Below are 16,221 nucleotides of genomic sequence, written 5' to 3' on the forward strand. Positions count from 1 at the left end.
CACTTTGGAGAGGGATCCATGAGCAATATCGAGAAGGCAAGCCGGGACGCGGTGGAAGCGGCCCGGCAGGGCGAGCAGTTCGCCGTAGTCCTGGCCGCCGTCCAGGCCGCTCAGCAGGCCCAGTCCGCACCCTGCCAGCACCACCAGGCCACACAGCCCGCCTCCGCCCCGGCCGTCTCTGGCAGTGCGGCGGGGAAGTGGCTGGCCATCGGCATCGGCGGTTCGTTCCTCGCGCTGGCCCTGGCTATCTCGTTCATCGCCGTGGCCATCGGCGCCATCGCCTTGACCGTGTGTGTCGTCATCCTCCGCTCTATCTGGACGGACTTCCGCAAGGACCAGTGACCCCGGCCCTTCCGCGCCAACCAGCCCCCTGCGGGGGCTGGCGGGCGTGGTGGGGCCGGGGAGTCCGGCGCCGGGAGGGACAGGAATGGCAGACGAAGCAACCCAACTCGCCGATCGACTGGTGGGCCTCCTTGAGTGGATGGAGCAGAGGGGCTGCACACAGAAGCAGATGAAGCAGGCGGTCGCGGAGGAGTGCGCCCCCTATTCCAGGGGTGTGCAGGTCCAGGCGATGAACGTGATGAAGCGCCGCATCTGACGGCTGCCCGATCCGCCCGGAGATGTGCCGGGCGGTGAGGGGAGCCGGACAGACCGGCCCAGGAAGGAACCCCACCGTGGACGACGACTTCGAGTGCGCGGCTGAGTTCATCGACGGCACGTGGACGTACTGCGGCTGCGTCGAGTGCGGTGACCGCGAGTACGCCGACACGCAGGAGGGCTGACATGCCGCTGCCCGAGCGCACTTACACCCGCAGAGAGAAGGCTCAGCGCGCGAAGCTGCTGTTCCAGGGCGCCAAGCGCTGTGCTGGCGACATCTCCCGTATCGAGAAGCAGATCGAGCGGATCGACCAGGCGGCCGAGGACCGCGCCCGCCTCGAAATCCAGGCACACGCCCGGCTGCTGGAGACCGCCAAACACGACGTGGCCAACGCCCGTGTGGCGGAGCGCTGCGCACGCGGCGATGAGAAGGCCACCGCCCGGCAGCAGCGCAAGGACGCCGAGAAGCGGTTGCGCGCGGTCGAGCGCGCCCGCAGGTAGTTCCGCCCCGCGACGGCCGACGAGCTTCCCGGCAGGGCGGCCGTCGCGGGCCCCTGCACCACTGATGTGTGAACAGGAGTGAATCCATCATGACCGAAACAACGGCACGGGCCGATGCGGGCTCCGTGCACGACCTCGGCGCGCACCGCGCTGCTCGGGAAGCCGCGGCTTCCCCGGTGGTGAGTCTGGTCAAGGAGGCGCCCACCACCGTCGGGCCGGTGCCGGGTACGGCACCCGCGCCCGCCGCCCCGGCCGCTGCCCCGTTGCGGCCGGTGCGGGTGTGGGTGCGTGGTGTGCGTGCGGCGCGGGTGGCCGTCACGGATGAGCGCACCCAGGCGGCTGGCCGTCTGGCGGTGCGGCACGGCGCCTATGTGGTGGCCGGTGGCGGCATCGCGGCCCGCCGGGTGTGGGATGCCCGGTCCACGGCACGCTATGAGCGGATGATGCGCACCGCTGAGGCCGCCGGACAGCACGAGGCGGCAGCCGACTGGGAAGAGCGCGCACAGCGTTTCCGCGCCGCCCGGCACCAGCGCCGTATGGACCTGCTGACCGCCCCGCAGCGCGCCGCCAAGGGCGCTGCGGTGGGCACGGCCGCCACCGCCGGCGGTTTGCTCGCGTTGGGTGCGGCCGTCGCCCTTGCGGAAGGCGACCCGGCTGCCACGTTGGTGCCGCTGCTGGCCACCATCGAGGCGATCCGGTGGGTGGTGGTCATCGCCATGGTGGTGTGGGGCCCGGCCCTGACCGCCGCTCCGTGGCTGGCTCTGCTGGCGCTGTGGAACCTGGGGCGGCGCCGTCAGGCGGCACCCGCGTGGGCGCTGCCCGCCCACCAGCGCAGCGCTGAGGGTGAGCCCATCACCCCCTCGGTCGTGGTGCAGGCTTTGCGCAACCTGGGGGTGGCCGCGCTGCGCAACGCCATCAAGGACATGGGGGACGCTGGGGCCGGGATGCTGGGCCCCATCGTGATCGCCGGTTGCGGTGTGGAAGTCGATGTCACCCTGCCCTCCGGTGTCTCCACCGATGAGGTGCAAAACCGGCGGCGCAAGCTCGCGGAGAACCTGACGAGGCACGAGCACGAAGTGTTCGTCACCATCCCCGAGGCCGCCCGCACGGTGCGGTTGTGGATCGCCGACAGTGGCGCGTTGGATGAGCCGATCGGCCCGTCCCCACTGGTGACCGACCCCACCGCGAGCGGCGACTACAAGGGCGGCCGGGCACCGTGGGGCCAGGACCTGCGCGGGGACGCCGCGTTGGTCAGCCTGTATCAGCGGCACATGCTGATCACGGGCCTGTCCAATCAGGGCAAGACCGCCTCGCTGCGTGCTCTGGCGTTGTGGCTCGCTCTTGACCCCACGGTGGAGTTCCGTATCGGGGACCTGAAGGGCGTGGGGGACTGGAAGCCGTTCGAGGGCATCGCCACTGTCCTGATCGAGGGCCCCACCGACGACCACGTGGCCCAGGTCGTGGACGTCCTCGAAGAGGGCGTGGCCGAGATGGAGCGGCGCATCATGGCCCCGGCGGGGATGAAGTTCCCTCCGCTGATCCTGCTGGTCGATGAGGCGCAGGTCGCGTTCATGTGCCCCGCGCTCAGCCAGGACGACCGGCCCCTCGATGAGAAGGGCAAGCCCATCGGCGCGGTGGACAAGCGGCCGTTGGGCGGCACCAAAGCCACCTCCCGCTACTTCCAGGCGGCCCGCAAGATTCACAACCAGGGCAGGGCTGTGGACGTGCTGCTGTGGCAGGGCACCCAGGACCCCACCGACCAGAACCTTCCCAAGCTCGTGCGCGAGGGGGCGCACATCCGGGCCTCGCTGGTGCTGGGCACCGAGTCGCAGGCACGCATGGCGCTCGGGGACAAGGCCGTCGACGGCGGGGCCGCCCCGCACAAGCTTCGCCAGGGCCTGGACAAGGGCACCGTCGTGGTGGCCGGTGACGGCGTCAAGCTCGCGCCGGGACAGTCGGCCACCACCATCCGCACCCACTACATCAACGATGAGGAAGCCGACCAGATCGCGGAGCGGGCCAAGGCCCTGCGCGACGGAGTGACCACCCTCCACGCGGTCGAGGCCGGTGAGGAGCGTGACCACCTGGCCGACATCGCGCACGTGGTCGGGGATGCGGCCAAGCTGCTGACCCAAGACGTCCTCAAGCGGCTGACCGCGCTGTCCGGCGGCGTCTACGGCGACTGGTCGCACGTCGACCTCAAGCGCGCCCTGGACGGCACCGGCGCGGAACCGTACAAGTCTGATGGGCGGATGAACGTCAGCCGCGAACGCCTCCACCGCGCTCTGGCCAACCGGCCCGAACCGGATTCCACTTCCGCTCTCGGGTAGAGGGAGCCGCGCCCCGCACGGTCAGGGAGGCAGGGAGAACTCCCTGCCCGCCTCCCTGACCCTGCCTCCCTGGGGTTGATCAGCACATATGACCTGTTAGGGAGGCAGGGAGGCACCCCAGAAGGCAGGCCCGGAACCCCCTCCACACGCCTACTGGCAGGGGGTGCCACCCCCTCCCTGAACCGCACTCCGCACCAATTCCGTTTCCCGCACCGCACACAGCGAGGGCGGCCCCTCGTATCTCGCCAAAGAACCGGGGCCGCCCTCATCCAGCAACTCAACTGGAGGTTCCCAGGATGACACCTGACCCTCGCCCCGCGCTGCTGCGCGCGGCGCTGGACGCTGCCGAACGTGGCTGGCCCGTCTTCCCCCTGCTGCCCGGCACCAAGCGCCCCGCCCTGCACGGCGAGACCGTGTGCCCCGGCACCGGGGACTGCTCGGGCGGGCACCGCAAGTGGGAACAGCGCGCCACCACCGACCCCGACCGCATCCGGCAGGCGTGGGCCCTGCGCCCGTTCAACGTCGGGATCGCGACCGGCCCGGCCGGGTTGGTCGTGGTCGACCTCGACATGCCCAAGACGAAGGACAAGAGCGGGAGCGAGACGCCTGACGGCGCCACAACCTTTCGAGCGCTCTGCGAGCGCGCCGCACAGCCCGCCCCCACCACTCGCACCGTGCGGACTGCGGGCGGCGGACTCCACCTCTACTTCGCCGCACCCGCAGATGCCCGGCTGCACAACACGGCGGGCACGATCGCCCCGTTGGTCGACACCCGCGCGCACGGCGGATACGTCGTCGCAGCGGGCAGCACCACACCTGAGGGCGCCTACCAGGTGACCAACCCGGCACCGGCCGCACCCCTGCCGGAATGGTTGTACAGTCTCCTGGCGCCCCGTCAGGAAGTGCTAACGCCCATGCCGTCGCACTCGCGGGCCTCACGGCGCGCCTCAGCGGCTCTCACGGCCGAATCCGCCGATGTGGCCACCGCTCCGGAAGGGACCCGCAACGCGCGGCTGCTGGCCGCCGCACGCGCTATGGGTCGCTTCGTCGCGTGGGGCGACATCGACCGGCACGTGGTCGAAGAAGCTTTTCAGGGGGCGGCGGAATCGGCGGGACTGCCGTCGTCCGAGTGCCGCGCCACCGTGCGCAGCGCTCTGAACTGGTCCATCCGCACCTGCCGCACAAGGCAGACGGCATGACCGCCCCGCCCCTGAAACGCCGTCCTGCCACCGACAACGGCCCGGACCCCGCCACTCCGGGCCCGGCCCATTCCGGTCGTAGCGCGCCGAAGGTCGTCGCCCGTCAGGGCGTCCCTTCAGCTCTTCGCCCGGACCCGCACACCGGCGACGGCCCAACCCCGCTCGCGTGGCTGCACATCACCGCACCCGGACGCCGCACCGTCCCCTCCGCCACCTCAGTGTGCGCCTGCGGCTGGGACCGCAGCGCCATCGGAGAACGCCGCGTACTGGCACTCATCGCAGACCACGACACGCACCGCCAGGTGTGCCCGCTCCGCACCACCAAGACCGAAGGGAGGGCCGCCGCATGACCGCCATCGACGGCGCCGCGCTGCTCAACGAGGTCGAGCGCTTCCATCGCCGCTTCAACGTCTTCCCCACCGAGGCCGCGTATGTGGCCGTGACACTGTGGGACGCGCACGCGCACCTGATCGACGCGTTCGACTCCACGCCCCGTATCGGCTTCCTCTCCCCGGAGCCGGGGAGCGGCAAGAGCCGTGCGCTGGAGGTCATCGAGACCCTGACGCCCAGGCCGATCGTGTCCGCCAACGCCTCCGGGTCGGTGCTCTTTCGCGTCGTGGACGCACAAGATGCGCCTCCCACGATCCTCTTCGATGAAGTGGATACGATCTTCGGCCCGAAAGCTGGGGACAACGAGCCGTTGCGGGGCTTTATCAACGCCGGGCACCGGCGGGGCGGTCCGGGTATGTGGCGCTGCGTGGGAGACGGCTCCGCCCAGGAACCCAAGGAGTTCTCTTCGTTCTGCGCGGTGGCCATGGCGGGGTTGGGCTGGCTGCCCGACACCATCCTGTCCCGCTCGGTGGTCATCCGCATGCGACGCCGCGCCCCCAACGAGCACGTAGAAGCCTTCCGCAGCCGGGTTCACGAACCCGAAGGGCACGCACTGCGCGACCGGTTGGCCCAATGGGCCGAAGGCGTGCAACCCGTGGTCGAGGGAGCCTTCCCCGCGATGCCGGACGGGGTATCGGACCGGCCGGCCGATGTGTGGGAACCGCTGCTCGCCGTCGCGGACGCAGCGGGCGGCGACTGGCCCCAGCGGGCCCGGCGCGCCTGCGTCGAACTGGTACAGGCAGCCGCCGCCGGAGACAAGGCATCCCTCGGCATCCGGCTGCTGACCGACCTGCAAGGCGTGTTCAACGGCGCGGACCGCGTGCCGACCGCGCAGCTCGTCGCCGCGCTGGTCGCCCTCGATGACGCCCCGTGGGCCGACATGGGCGGCAAGCCGCTGGACTCCCGGCAGTTGGCCAAGCGGCTGGCCGAGTACGTGACCGCCGACAACACCCCCATCAAGGCCCGCAACATCCGCACCGGCGCCGGAGTGGTCAAGGGCTACTACGCCGAAGACCTCACCGACGCCTGGCACCGCTACTGCCCCCAGGTCCAGCAGCCCGCCCTGCCGGGGGCCGAGTCGTCCGCTACATCCGCTACACCAGCCGGATAGGCAGCCCCCACCAGCGCAAACGGTGTAGCGGACGCACACCCGGCGTCCGCTACACCCCCGCTACACCCCGCCCCAACCGCTACACCCCGCCCCGACGTGTAGCGGATCGTCCGCTACACCCGGCCCCAGCCGCTACGCGCTGACCTGCGATGTAGCGCCTGTAGCGGATGTAGCGGACTTCAGAGGAGAGGGCCCCGGCCCGCCCATTCAGGGAGACACCCATGAGCACAGCCATGCCTGGACCACATGAGGTGCTGACCGTTCCCGAGGTCATGAAGGCACTGAGGCTCAGCCGCTTCAAGGTCTACGACCTCATCCGCTCCCGACAGCTCCGGAGCATCACCATCGGGCGGTCCCGCAGGGTCCCCGTCGATGCGCTCCGCACCTTCATCGAGAACCAACTGAGCGAGGACGACTGATGGCCAAGCGCGCCAACGGAGAAGGAAGCATCACCCGTCGCAAGGACGGACTGTTCCACGGCCGGGCTTACGTCACCACGACCAGTGGCATCCGTAAGCGCGTCTCCGTGTACGGCAAGACCCGCGACGAAGTGCGCGTGAAGATCACCGAACTGCAAGCGCAGGACGCCAAGGGCATTCCTGCGCCCGACACGAACGCCAAGGTGGAGGAGTACCTGACGTACTGGCTGGCGAGCGTCGTCAAGCTCAGCCGTCGACCGAAGACCTACCAGGGCTACGAGAGCGTGGTGCGCGTCCACCTGGTTCCGGGGCTGGGGAAGAAGAAGATCCGCACCCTCCGGGCGGCGGAAGTCCGTGCCTGGCTCGGTCGGGTCGCTGCCGAGTGCCAGTGCTGCAAGCACGGGCGGGACAAGGCGCGGGCCGAGCCGGAGTGCTGCGCGGTGGGGGAGTGCTGCCGCTCGGTCCTGTCCCGCCGGATGGTGCAGTCCATCCACGCCGTGCTGCGGAACGCGCTTCAGAACGCCGTGCGCGAGGAGCTGATCGCCCGGAACGTCGCCCAGCTCGTTCAGGTCCCCACACCGACGTACGACACCGGCAAAGGGCTGAGCGTCGGGCAGGCGCGGCTGCTCCTCAGGTACGCCGAGGAAGACCGGTTCCACGCGCTGTACGTGCTGGCGCTGGTGATGGGCATGCGGCGCGGTGAGCTGCTGGGACTGCTCTGGGAGTCCGTCGATCTGGAGAGGGGGACACTCATGGTGGAGCGGTCACTCCAGCGCGTGAACGGACAGCTCACCCTCGTGCGGCCCAAGACCCGCTCATCGGTCCGCACGGTCCCGCTGCCACCTCTGGTGGTGCAGGCGCTCACGGACCACCGTGAGAGGCAGGCACAGGAGCGCGTCGCGGCGGGGGAGCGGTGGCGGGAGAAGGGTCTCGTCTTCACCTCACGGGTGGGGACTCCGCTGGAGCCCGACAATCTCCGCCGGAGCTGGTACCCGCTGCGGAAGCGGCTGGGACTGGCCATCCGATTCCATGATCTTCGGCACTCCTGCGTGACGCTGCTGCTGGATCTTGGAGTGCCGCCGCACATCGTGCAGCAGATCGCGGGGCACAGTGGCATCGAGGTCACCATGACCGTCTACGCTCACGCATCGCTCGAAGAGATGCGGAAGGGCCTGAACAGGCTGGGGGACAGTCTGAGCTGACTCCGTTGGCGTATGGGTTGGTGTAGTGCAACGAAAAACGGCCCGAAGAATGGATCTTCTTCGGGCCATTTTCCCACGTCACGCGGAAGTGGCTGGGGCCGGGGTCGAACCGGCGACCTTCCGCTTTTCAGGCGGACGCTCGTACCAACTGAGCTACCCAGCCACAGCGGTCCTGACGGGATTTGAACCCGCGGCCTCCACCTTGACAGGGTGGCGAGCACTCCAAGCTGCTCCACAGGACCAAGCGTCGTGCATTGCGAGCACTAGTCTCGCACAGGTTGATGCGTGCCCCCAACGGGATTCGAACCCGTGCTACCGCCTTGAAAGGGCGGCGTCCTGGGCCACTAGACGATGAGGGCTGATGGCCCACCTGGGCGCCTTGCGGCGCCTCGGGGACGTGAGAAGCATATGGGATACCGAGACGGATCGCCAAAACAGATTCCGGGAGCCGCGGGGGCGTTACGGAGACGGTTCGGCGTTGCGGTGGGTGTGGCGCTCGCTGGGGCCGTCGCCGGAGTCTTCGCCGGAGCCGTCGGCCGGTGGGGAAGAGCTGCCCCGCTCCGGGTCGTCCGGGAGGTGGCGGCTGACCTCCGCCTTGGTCAGGCCGAGGCCGCCGAGTGTGATCTCGTCCCACGCCTGGAGGCGGTCGGTCTTCTCGTCGAGATACAGCACGGACGCCTGCACCCTCTGCGGCTTGTCGCCCTCCACCGCCCGCAGCCCGCCCCCGCCCGTGGAGCCCTCGATCATGAGCCGGGTGCCGCCCTCCAGCATCTCGTTGCTGCGCCTGTGCGTGTGCCCGGCCAGGGTGAGCGGCACCTCGCCCGCCGTCTGCTTGGCAGCCACCGGGTTGTGCGCCACCGCGATGTCGACCGGTGTGCCCGCGGACTTCTGGGCGCGCAGGGCGGAGGCCAGCTTGCGTCCCTCGCGGCGCTCCTGCGGGTCCCCCTCGGGTTTCACCGAGCGGTCCGGGGTGAACTGCGGGTCGCCGATGCCCGCGAAGCGCAGCCCGGCGACGTTGACGGGCACGCCGTCATCGAGGACGTGCACGCCGTCGCCGAGGTCCGCGACCGCCTCCTGCGTGTCGTCGGAGTCGTGGTTTCCGCGCACCCAGACGTACGGGGCGCCGAGATCGGCGATCGGGTCCAGGAAGGTGTTCTCGGGGGCGGTGCCGTGGTCCATCGTGTCGCCCGCGTCGACGATCACATCGATCTTGTACTGGTCCACCAGCGATCTGATGATCCCCCACGCGGCCGGATTCAGATGGATGTCCGAGACGTGCAGGACCCGGGTGGTGCCGGGCGTCGGCTGGAAGGTGGGGAGGGACGCGGTGGTGTTGTACAGCTTGGTGAGGTTGGTCACCAGCCGCGCCAGCTCCTGCTGGTAGACGTCGAACTCGGTGACGATGCTGCGCGCGTCGCCGAACACCGAGGGCGCGCTCGCGAGCAGGCCGGAGAACTTGGGCTCCAGCACCGACTTCGGGTTCCACGTCGCGAAGGCGGTGCCCGCCGAGGCGACCAGCAGGGCCAAAGCCAGGCCGCCCGCCCCGAGGGCGGGCCGCGGGCGCCGGTAGACGGCGAGGCCGAGCGCGGTGGCACCGGAGACCACCGCGACGACCGAACGGACCGCCAGATCCAGAGCGCCCGCCTCGACATCCTGGGACACCTCGTCCCCGAGCCCCTCGAACCGTTCCGGGTGGTCGACCAGGGCGGTGGCGCGGACGGGGTCGAGCTGGTCGACGTCCACATCGAGGCGTACGGGGGCGAGGTGACTGTCCATCCGGAGCGAGCCGAGCGGCGACACGTTGATCTTGGTGCCGCCGACGAGTGACGGCCGCAGCGTCATCGTGGTGTCCATGGGCCCGATCGGAGTACGGACCGCGCCGACGATCAGCAGGCCCAGCCATGCCCCGAGCAGCGTGACCATCGCGAGCCCCAGCGCCGACCGCCAGCGTTGCCCCGGAGTGCGCCCCGTCCGGCCTCCGGGGGCCAGGACAGGCATCGGGACGGGGGCGGCGGAAGAGGCCGGGGACAGCCCGCCGGCCGCCCCCCGGCGCGCGCGGCGCCCGTGCGCCCTGCGCGTCCAGTGGCTCGCCGCGGCGCGGAGCCGCGTGAGCGGGTGCCTGGCATCGCTCTGGGCCATGCCGCCCGGTATGCCCCGTACTGGAATGGTTCATGCTGTCTGGGGTCCGAGTGGCGGATCGGCCGGCACGCGCGCGTCGGCCGCATGGTGGCGGACAATGGCCGGGTGCTGGAAATGACGCGCGAGGAGTTCGAAGAACTGGTGTCCCAGGCGCTCGACCGCATTCCCCCGGAGCTGACGCGGCTCATGGACAATGTGGCCGTCTTCGTCGAGGACGAGCCGCCCGCCACAGACCCCGACCTGCTCGGGCTGTACGAGGGGACGCCGCTGACCGAGCGCGGCGAGTGGTACGCGGGCGTACTGCCGGACCGGATCAGCATCTACATGGGCCCCACCCTGCGCATGGTCGCGGCGGAGGAGGGGGACCGTGAACTGGTCGTGGAGGAGGTCGAGGTGACGGTCGTGCACGAGATCGCCCACCACTTCGGGATGGACGACGAGAGACTGCACGCCCTGGGCTACGGATGACCGACAGGCAGCGCCGGCGACAGCCCGTGCCGGAGGCAGTCGACCCGGACGTCGATCTCCATGTCCCGCAGCAGCGCGCCGAGACCGGCCCAGGGCGTACCGGGCCGGTCCTCGGCGCGATCGCCGCCGGGGGCGCGCTCGGGGCCGCCGCCCGGCATGGGCTGTCGCTGGCGCTGCCCGCCCACGGCGCCGCCTTCCCCTGGGGGACCTTCCTGGTCAACGTGAGCGGCTGCGCGCTCATCGGCGTACTGATGGTGCTGGTGAGCGAAGGCGGCCGGACGGCGCCCCTGCTGGTGCGCCCGTTCCTCGGAGTGGGTGTGCTGGGCGGCTACACCACCTTCTCCACCTACGCGGTGGACGTCTCGCGACTGCTGGACGAGGGCGGGGGCGGCAGCGCGGTCGGCTATCTGTTCGGCACGGTGGCCGGTGCGCTCGTCGCCCTGTGGCTGGCCGTCTCCGTCACCCGTGCGGCGGTTACCCGTGTGGCGGTGCGGCGGGCGGAACGGCCATGACCTGGCTGCTCGTTGTCATCGGCGCGGCCGCGGGTGCGCCGCTGCGGTATCTGGCGGACCGCGCCGTGCAGACGCGGCACGATTCGGTGTTCCCCTGGGGGACCTTTTCCGTCAACGCGGCGGGCAGCCTCGTACTGGGCGTGCTCACGGGAGCGGCGCAGGCCGGAACCGTCGGTTCGGGAACGATGGCGCTGCTCGGCACCGGGCTGTGCGGGGCGCTGACGACGTACTCCACCTTCTCCTACGAGTCGCTGCGGCTTGCCGAGCTGGGCTGGATCTTCCTCGCTGTGGCGAATGTCACGGCCTCGCTGCTGGTGGGGCTCGGCGGGGTGTTCCTGGGCCTGTCGCTCACCCGCGATCTGCTCGGCTGAGGGGCGCGCGCGGCACGCGGCGGAAGTGCTGCCGTGCCGTCCGAGGTCCGCCGGCAGACGGCGCCGTCCGGTGCGTATCCGCCGCCGTACGCCGCCGTTCGCCTCCTGTTTCCGCCGTACGACGGGAGTTGAGGAAGGACGGCGACGCCCCGTCCGTGTGAACCGGACCCCGGCCCCGTGGTGCCCACGGAGGCCGTCGGATACGAGCCCCAGCGCCTCGCCGCACGGGCACGGTGCCGGCCCGACGCACCCCCTGACGCACCTCGGGGGGAGCCGGGTGCAGCAGGTTACCGGTGAGGGCGGTTAGGATGGGAGTGCGCAGGCGGATGTCCCGCCCGCATCCCTCGCCACGGACGGTGACGGTGGTGCGGGGAGCACCGACCATTCGGTGCCCGACTACCGCCCGCGCACTCGTATGAATCGCGCCCGTAGAACCACCTCCACTGAAGCTCGTTTGCGCCTCCGCTACCAGGTGCGTATGCTGGTAGATCGTTTGATCCCATTTGCCCGGCGCCACCACAGAGCGCGCCGTGTGGCGCGTTCTCTTCCAGCCGTGGCCTGATCGCATTGAGGCGATCGTGTGTGCAACACGGAGTTATGGGCGCGTGCCATGACTCCGGAAGGTTTGCATTTCGCATGTCCATTTTTGCCCCTGACGTCGTCCTGCCCGAGGCCGAGGACACCCTCCCCTCGACTCCCGAATCCGTAGAGATCGAAGCAGCCGTAGAGACCGAAGCGACCGAAACGGTCGTGGAGGGTGCAGCGGTCGAAGCGAACGGTGAGACCGAAGCGGCCGACGCCGACGCCGAGACCTCCGAGGAAACCGTCACGTTCGGCACCCTCGGCCTCGCGGACCAGCTCGTCCGCAAGCTCACCCAGAGCGGCGTCATCAAGCCCTTCCCGATCCAGGCCGCGACGATCCCCGACGCCCTGGCGGGCAAGGACATCCTCGGCCGTGGCCGCACCGGCTCCGGCAAGACCCTCTCCTTCGGTCTCCCGCTGCTCTCCCGGCTCATCGGCGGCCGCACCGCCAAGAGGCGCCCGCGCGGTCTGATCCTCACCCCGACCCGCGAGCTGGCGATGCAGGTCTCCGACGCGCTGCAGCCGTACGGTGACACCGTCGGCCTGAAGTTCAAGGTCGTCTGCGGCGGTACCTCGATGAGCAACCAGATGTACGCCCTCGACCGAGGCGTCGACATCCTGGTCGCCACCCCCGGCCGCCTGCGTGACCTGATCAACCGTGGCGCCTGCGCGCTGGACGACATCGAGGTCGCCGTTCTCGACGAGGCCGACCAGATGGCCGACCTGGGCTTCCTGCCCGAGGTCATCGAGCTGCTCGACCTGATCCCCAAGGGCGGCCAGCGGATGCTCTTCTCCGCGACCCTGGAGAACGAGATCGCCACGCTCGTCAAGCGCTACCTGGTCGACCCCGTGAGGCACGAGGTCGACGCGGCGCAGGGCGCGGTCACCACCATGAGCCACCACGTGATGGTCGTGAAGCCGCGCGACAAGGCCCCGGTCACCGCGGCCATCGCGGCGCGCAAGGGCCGCACGCTCATCTTTGTCCGCACCCAGCTCGGTGCCGACCGGGTCGCGGAGCAGCTGCGCGAGTCGGGTGTCCGGGCGGACGCCCTGCACGGCGGCATGACCCAGGGCGCCCGTACGCGGACGCTCGAGGACTTCAAGGGCGGCCAGGTCAACACGCTCGTCGCCACGGACGTCGCCGCGCGCGGCATCCACGTCGACAGCATCGACCTCGTCCTGAACGTCGACCCGGCCGGCGACCACAAGGACTACCTGCACCGCTCCGGGCGTACGGCCCGCGCGGGCGAGTCCGGCACGGTCGTCTCGCTGGCCCTGCCGCACCAGCGGCGGCAGATCTTCCGGCTGATGGAGGACGCGGGCGTCGACGCCTCGCGGCACATCATCGGCCGGGGTGACGTCTTCGACGACGAGGTCGCCCGTATCACCGGCGTGCGCTCGCTCACCGAGGTGCAGGCCGAGTCCACCGCCAACACCGCCCGGCAGGCCGAGCGTGAGGTCAAGGACCTCACCAAGCAGCTCGAACGGGCGCAGCGGAACGCGACCGAACTCCGCGAGGAGGCCGATCGGCTGATCGCCCGTGCCGCCCGTGAGCGCGGCGACGACCCGGACGAGGCGGTGGCCCAGGCCGCCGAGGCCCTGGTCGCCGAGATCGCCGCGGAGGAGGAGGCCGAGGCCGCCGCCGAGCGGCGCCGCGAGGAGCGTCGCGAGCGCAAGCGGGAGGACGGCTCCTTCGAACGCCGCGACAACGACCGTGGCGGGAGTGGCGGCTTCCGCCGCGACGACCGGCGCGGCGGCGGCTCCGACAGCCGTGGCGGCGACCGTGGCGGTTTCCGCCGCGACGACCGGCGCGGCAGCAGCGACGGCCGCCCGGGTGAGAGCCGCCCGTACAACAGGGACAACCGCGAGAGCCGTGACCGTCGTGACAACGACCGCGGCGGGAGCGGCGGTTTCCGCCGCGACGACCGGCGCGGCCCCGGCAGCACCGACAGCCGCCCCTTCAACCGCGACCGGCGCGAGACGGGCACCAGCGACCGCCGCCCGCAGGGCCGCCGCGACGAACACCGGGGAGCGGCCGGCACCGCCAACCGCAACGACGCGGCCCGTACCTCCGACCGCCGCACCGACAAGCCCCGCTGGAAGCGCGACGGCTGACGGATGAAGACCCCGCGCCCCGAAGGTGAATGCCTTCGAGGCGCGGCCCGCAGCCGGGCTATGCTGCGGGGGCGGGCCGTTAGCTCAATTGGCAGAGCAGCGGACTTTTAATCCGTTGGTTGTGGGTTCGAGTCCCACACGGCCTACCGACAGCAGGGCGAGGCACCCCCTCCGACCTGCTACTCAGCGCCCCGACCGGTTTCCACCGGCCGGGGCGCTTCGTCGTTCCCGACTGTCGGGGCGGTGTGCAACACGGCCAAGTCGCCGCACAATGCCCGGCTGACGGCCTGTCGTCAGGGCGCGCAGGGCAGTTGCACCGCTTCGATCCCGGTGTCGTTCAGCAGCGCCTCGATGAGAGCCGGGGGCCCTGCGACCTTGGTGGCCCACAGGTCGTAGTCGGTGCACAGAACCCAGGAGCGGTCCTCGGCCCAGAGGTTGGACGGACTGAAGTCGGCCTCGGGATTGTCGTACAGGATCTCGGCGTCACTGAGGCGGCCTGCACGCACATGGAGGTTCTCGAATTCCGTGGCCCCGAGTGTCATCGGGTTGTAGTAGGCCAGGCATAGGGTGTCCGTGCCCGCGAAGCTGTACTCGGTGAGGATGCCGGTCAGTCGGTTCCAGGTCTCGCGGTCCACGCTCCCCTCGGTGGGCGGCTCGATACCGAGCGGCCAGCTGCCTTTCCTCTTGGCCGAGGGAAAACAGCGGTAGGAGGGCAGCAGCCCGTCGGGCACCACAGGATCGCCGGTCCGCCGGGCGAGTTCCGCCCAGGGCAGCCGCCGCCAACTGGGCCCGGGATGTCCGGCGCGGCCCAGGCCGCCTCCCGTGGCAATGCCCACTGCTGCGAAATCGATGCCCCCAACGATGCGGGGCTGAATGCTTCCCTCCGCCAGACGCTCCTGGTGATACTCGTGGTGCGAGACCTCGGTCGGCCCGTGTTCGTGCTCGTACATGGCGTTGAGTACCCAGGCCGCATCAGGCATGGCAGGCGGCATGAACCCGGTCAGGCCATCGCCGCACAGCTCCAGCAACCAGTCGGTCGTACCGGATGGCGCGAGTGGCCACAGGTCCGACAGCAGGTTCGATTCTTCAGGCATGCGTTCATGATCCCAATGAAGATGCCAAACCCCTGCCAGCGGCCAGCCAAGGGCTCCCAGGGCGCAGGAGACGGGATCGCCCGAGGCGCCGCGCTGCTATCCCTGCCACGGCCTGTTCGGCCTCGGCCGGAGAGTGCCCGGCAAGCACCGACTGTGTACTGTCCCGCGTTCCCGCCCCGCCCGAACTGGCCTCCGCGTCAGCTTCCTCAGCCGGCCGGAACCCTGAGTGCCTCGGTACGCAAGGTCGCGCCGCCCGGTTGTCACTCATCTGAGTGACAACCGGGCGGCGCGCGCTTGCGGCTCGGTCAGCGTGACCATGATTGCCCCACGTCGGGTTGGGGTCGAACGGCCGAAGAGAGCTGCGCTGCGCAGACGGTACGGGCAGATGTCGTGGGGCTCGCCCAGGATGCCGATGGATGCATGGCAAAGCCTCAGCACGCGTGCCCAGAACAGAAGTTCTGGGAAGGGGCGAACGCAGGGAATGGCTGTGCACCTTACTCCGCATGAGCAGGAACGTCTCATGATTCACGTGGCGGCGGATGTCGCCGAAAAGCGGCGGGCCAGGGGGGTGTTGCTGAACTACCCCGAGGCGATGGCCTTGTTGACCGTGCATGTGTATGAGGGGGCCCGGGACGGCAGGACCGTCGCCGAGCTCATGTCGTCCGGGCGGAAGGTGCTGTCCCGGGAGGAGGTGATGGAGGGGGTCCCGGAGATGATCGAGAACGTGCAGGTGGAGGCCACGTTTCCGGACGGCACGAAGCTGGTCACCATCCACGGTCCCTTCCCGGAGGTGGGCAAGGGGGATGAGCCGCTCGTCTGTCCGGGGAAGACGGACTTCTCCCCCTTGGAGGGGGACGAGGCCGTGGTCTTCAACAAGGACCGCAAGGTCACCAAGCTGAAGGTGAAGAATCCGACTGACCGTCCTGTCCAGGTCGGTTCCCATTACCACTTCGCCGAGGCCAACGACGGGCTGGAGTTCGACCGTAAGAAGGCATGGGGCCAGCGTCTGAACGTCCCCGCCGGCAGCTCGATCCGATTCGAGCCAGGAATCGAGGAAAAGGTGGAGCTCGTGCCCATCGAGGGCGAGCGGGTGGTTCACGGTCTGCGCGAGAAGCCGAAAGGCGTGCCCCGGAAGGTCAAGGGATCGCTGGACACCACCAAGGGTTCGTTCGACAAGGAGCAGGTGTGAGT

General features: G+C 70.1%; 16 protein-coding genes and 4 tRNA genes. 15 read left to right on the top strand and 5 right to left on the bottom strand.

What is annotated here, in order from left to right:
- Positions 1–18 precede the first annotated feature (18 nt).
- The 9 genes from LHJ74_RS06075 (at position 19) to LHJ74_RS06115 (ending at position 7,749) form a co-directional block, all read left to right on the top strand.
- On the top strand, positions 19–342 hold the full coding sequence (locus LHJ74_RS06075) for a hypothetical protein (protein ID WP_260216463.1): 324 nt from the start codon (positions 19–21) through the stop codon (positions 340–342).
- An 85-nt stretch (positions 343–427) separates the two neighbouring features.
- Entirely contained in the window at positions 428–598 is a 171-nt protein-coding gene (locus LHJ74_RS06080; protein WP_260216464.1) for a hypothetical protein, read from the top strand.
- Between the two features lie 185 nt (positions 599–783).
- A complete protein-coding gene (locus tag LHJ74_RS06085) occupies positions 784–1,098 on the top strand; it encodes a hypothetical protein (protein WP_260216465.1) in 315 nt (104 codons plus the stop codon).
- A gap of 89 nt (positions 1,099–1,187) precedes the next feature.
- Entirely contained in the window at positions 1,188–3,428 is a 2,241-nt protein-coding gene (locus LHJ74_RS06090; RefSeq protein ID WP_260216466.1) for an ATP-binding protein, read from the top strand.
- Positions 3,429–3,724: 296 nt separating this feature from the next.
- Positions 3,725–4,627, top strand: a complete 903-nt coding sequence (locus LHJ74_RS06095) for a bifunctional DNA primase/polymerase (RefSeq protein WP_260216467.1) — start codon at positions 3,725–3,727, stop codon at positions 4,625–4,627.
- Positions 4,624–4,977 carry a hypothetical protein gene (locus LHJ74_RS06100; RefSeq protein WP_260216468.1) on the top strand — a complete coding sequence of 118 codons (354 nt, stop codon included), beginning with the start codon at positions 4,624–4,626 and terminating at the stop codon, positions 4,975–4,977. Before LHJ74_RS06095 ends, LHJ74_RS06100 begins: the two co-directional genes overlap by 4 nt.
- Positions 4,974–6,128, top strand: a complete 1,155-nt coding sequence (locus LHJ74_RS06105; RefSeq protein ID WP_260216469.1) for a DUF3631 domain-containing protein — start codon at positions 4,974–4,976, stop codon at positions 6,126–6,128. Before LHJ74_RS06100 ends, LHJ74_RS06105 begins: the two co-directional genes overlap by 4 nt.
- A 221-nt stretch (positions 6,129–6,349) precedes the next feature.
- Entirely contained in the window at positions 6,350–6,547 is a 198-nt protein-coding gene (locus tag LHJ74_RS06110; RefSeq protein ID WP_260216470.1) for a helix-turn-helix domain-containing protein, read from the top strand.
- Positions 6,547–7,749: a site-specific integrase gene (locus LHJ74_RS06115; RefSeq protein ID WP_260216471.1), complete on the top strand. Its 1,203-nt coding sequence runs from the start codon at positions 6,547–6,549 to the stop codon at positions 7,747–7,749. Before LHJ74_RS06110 ends, LHJ74_RS06115 begins: the two co-directional genes overlap by 1 nt.
- A gap of 89 nt (positions 7,750–7,838) precedes the next feature.
- On the opposite strand, the gene LHJ74_RS06120 is transcribed toward LHJ74_RS06115, so the two are convergent.
- From LHJ74_RS06120 to LHJ74_RS06135, 4 genes are all read right to left on the bottom strand, one after another.
- Positions 7,839–7,912 (bottom strand) — tRNA-Phe (locus LHJ74_RS06120).
- Positions 7,913–7,916: 4 nt separating this feature from the next.
- Positions 7,917–7,991: transfer RNA gene (locus tag LHJ74_RS06125), tRNA-Asp, on the bottom strand.
- A gap of 44 nt (positions 7,992–8,035) precedes the next feature.
- Positions 8,036–8,108 (bottom strand) — tRNA-Glu (locus LHJ74_RS06130).
- Between the two features lie 100 nt (positions 8,109–8,208).
- Positions 8,209–9,888 (bottom strand): metallophosphoesterase family protein, encoded by a 1,680-nt coding sequence (locus tag LHJ74_RS06135; protein WP_375546666.1) that lies wholly within the window; start codon positions 9,886–9,888, stop codon positions 8,209–8,211.
- Between the two features lie 105 nt (positions 9,889–9,993).
- On the opposite strand from LHJ74_RS06135, the gene LHJ74_RS06140 reads away from it, so the two are divergent.
- The 5 genes from LHJ74_RS06140 (at position 9,994) to LHJ74_RS06160 (ending at position 14,082) form a co-directional block, all read left to right on the top strand.
- The gene (locus LHJ74_RS06140; protein WP_260216472.1) at positions 9,994–10,356 is read left to right on the top strand and encodes a metallopeptidase family protein; all 363 of its coding nucleotides are present in this window, start codon (positions 9,994–9,996) and stop codon (positions 10,354–10,356) included.
- Positions 10,353–10,868, top strand: coding sequence for a fluoride efflux transporter FluC (locus LHJ74_RS06145; RefSeq protein ID WP_260216473.1), 516 nt, complete (start codon positions 10,353–10,355; stop codon positions 10,866–10,868). The genes LHJ74_RS06140 and LHJ74_RS06145 overlap by 4 nt, the downstream gene beginning before the upstream one ends.
- Complete coding sequence (gene crcB, locus LHJ74_RS06150; RefSeq protein WP_260216474.1) at positions 10,865–11,239, top strand: fluoride efflux transporter CrcB; 375 nt, start codon at positions 10,865–10,867, stop codon at positions 11,237–11,239. Before LHJ74_RS06145 ends, crcB begins: the two co-directional genes overlap by 4 nt.
- A gap of 636 nt (positions 11,240–11,875) precedes the next feature.
- Positions 11,876–13,936, top strand: a complete 2,061-nt coding sequence (locus LHJ74_RS06155) for a DEAD/DEAH box helicase (RefSeq protein WP_260216475.1) — start codon at positions 11,876–11,878, stop codon at positions 13,934–13,936.
- 73 nt (positions 13,937–14,009) lie between these two features.
- Positions 14,010–14,082, top strand: a tRNA-Lys gene (locus LHJ74_RS06160).
- Between the two features lie 147 nt (positions 14,083–14,229).
- On the opposite strand, the gene LHJ74_RS06165 is transcribed toward LHJ74_RS06160, so the two are convergent.
- The gene (locus LHJ74_RS06165) at positions 14,230–15,030 is read right to left on the bottom strand and encodes a hypothetical protein (RefSeq protein WP_260216476.1); all 801 of its coding nucleotides are present in this window, start codon (positions 15,028–15,030) and stop codon (positions 14,230–14,232) included.
- A 487-nt stretch (positions 15,031–15,517) separates the two neighbouring features.
- Here LHJ74_RS06165 and LHJ74_RS06170 point away from each other — a divergent pair, with 487 nt between their 5' ends.
- Positions 15,518–16,219, top strand: a complete 702-nt coding sequence (locus LHJ74_RS06170; RefSeq protein ID WP_311203265.1) for an urease subunit gamma — start codon at positions 15,518–15,520, stop codon at positions 16,217–16,219.
- Positions 16,220–16,221: the final 2 nt, after the last annotated feature.

The sequence above is a fragment of the Streptomyces gossypii genome, from assembly GCF_025165795.1.
GTDB classification, from domain to species: Bacteria; Actinomycetota; Actinomycetes; order Streptomycetales; family Streptomycetaceae; genus Streptomyces; species Streptomyces gossypii.